Below are 1,923 nucleotides of genomic sequence, written 5' to 3'. Positions count from 1 at the left end.
GCGGGAGCCGCGGCGGACGGCGCCTCGGCGCGGCCGAACTGCTCGGCCCAGCGGCGCAGGCCGGCGGCCTGGTCCCCTGCCGTCATCCGTGCACGCCGGCGCTGCCGGCCACCTGGCGCAGCGTGTCACGCGCGGCCAGCAGGTGCAGCAGGGCATCCAGCTGCTGCTGGGTGCTGCGCTGGCGGCGGCCGCCGGTGAGGCTGAGCAGCTGGGCGCGCACGTCCATCGCCCAGTCGCCCTCGGCCTGCTCCAGGTGGCTGGCCGTGGCGGCCAGGCCGGCGGCGAGGAACAGGCGCAGCTCGGCCTGCAGGCTGCCGGACAGGCTGTCCAGGCTGAGCCAGGCGCGGCCGGTCAGGCTCGGCAGGTCGTCGCACTGCAGCTGGCGCAGCAGCAGCTGCTGCTGTTGCCGCAGGCCCTGCTCGCCGGGCTGGGCGCTGCTGGCCAGCCAGAAGCGCTGCAGCGGCGGACGCGCGCCGTCGGGATCGTGCAGCTGACCGAACCAGGCCTGCAGCGGCCAGGCGCCGCTGTGCTGGCCACGCTCGCGGCCGGCGTCGAGACCGACGTCGAGCAGCGCCAGGTCGAGCTGCATGGCGTGGCCGCGATGGCGGCAGCTGAGGCCGGCCTGCGGCATGGCGATCTCGGCCAGGGTCTGCAGGGCATAGCGCTCGCCCAGATAGTCGACCCGGCTGTTGCCCTTGGCGGCGGCCAGCCAGGTGCTGCCCTGCGCGGCCAGGGCGCGCAGGGTGACAGCGTCGGGGGCGCCGGCCAGCAGGTGGTCGGCCTGCGGCCACTGCTGCGCGGCCCACTCCAGGCGTGCGCTGGCGCCGGCCGGCAGCTGGTGGGCCAGCCACGGGCGGGCCTGCAGGCGACCGGCTGCAGAGAAGGTCAACAGCGGCATCTGCCAGGTCTGCCCGGGCAGCGCGCCGGCGCGGCCCCACAGCAGCAGGCCGGCGTCCGCCACCGGGCAGGCGGCGAGCAGCTCGGCGAGGCGCTCGCCCTGCAGGCTGCGCGGCAGCGCAGCGAGCTGCCAGGCCGCTTCGAGCAGGCCGAAGCCCTCCACCTCGCGGCGCAGCCCGTCGAGCGCCGCGGCCATTGCCCGGCCATGGCCGAGCAGGCCGCGCGACAGCGCTTCCAGACGCTGCGCGGGCGCCGCCGCCGGGGTGGTCGGCGCCACGAACGGCGAATCCTGGCTGGCCGCCAGCGCCTGGCGGACCAGCGCCACGGCCTCGGCCGGGTGCAGGTCCTCGGGCACCTGCTGGCCGCAGGACAGGTAGTGCAGGCGCAGGTTGTGGCGGATCAGGATGTCCAGCACCGGCCCGAGGCGCGCGGCCTCGTCGCTCTTGGTGACGATGCAGTCGTCGAGGCGCGAACCGGCGGCGCAGGCGGCGCGCTGGTAGGTGGAGACCACTTCCTCGAGGGTGTCGCCGTGGCTGGCGGCATTGAGCAGCAGCATCAGGCGCACCGCATGGCCGGCGCCGCCGAGCTGGGCGATCTGGCCGATCAGGCGCTGGTCGCGCTGACTCATGCCGATGGTGTCGATGATCACCAGGCGCTTGTCGGCCAGTTGCGCCAGCACCGCGTCCAGCGCCGCCTCGGCGGGCAGCGCCTGGACCTCGACGCCGAGCAGGCGGCCGTAGATGCGCAGCTGCTCGTGGGCGCCGATCCGGTAGCTGTCGGTGCTGAGCAGGGCGACCTGGCCGCTGCCGTGGCGCATCACGTAGCGCGCCGCCAGCTTGGCGGTGGTGGTGGTCTTGCCGACCCCGGTGGGGCCGACCAGCGCCAGCACGCCGCCCGTGTCGAGCAGGTCGTTCTCGTCGGCCGGCACCGGCAGGCGCGCGGCCAGCTGGCGCTCCAGCCAGGCGCGCACGGCCGGGGCGTCGGCGCCGCAGTCGTGCAGCTCGGCGGGCAGCGCGGCGAGGATCT

The 1,923-nt window shown here is 76.0% G+C and carries 1 protein-coding gene; it reads right to left on the bottom strand.

Annotation, left to right across the window (positions count from 1 at the left end; translation table 11 throughout):
* Nucleotides 1-82: 82 nt before the first annotated feature.
* Nucleotides 83-1,923, bottom strand: a 1,841-nt coding sequence (locus E5198_RS21025) for a flagellar biosynthesis protein FlhF (protein WP_136491843.1), incomplete at its 5' end; no start/stop codon positions are given.

The organism is Pseudomonas sp. A-1 (assembly GCF_004801855.1).
Lineage (GTDB): Bacteria > Pseudomonadota > Gammaproteobacteria > Pseudomonadales > Pseudomonadaceae > Geopseudomonas.
Note: the sequence above shows the minus strand (reverse complement) of the source record. Positions and strands in the feature narration are given on the sequence as shown.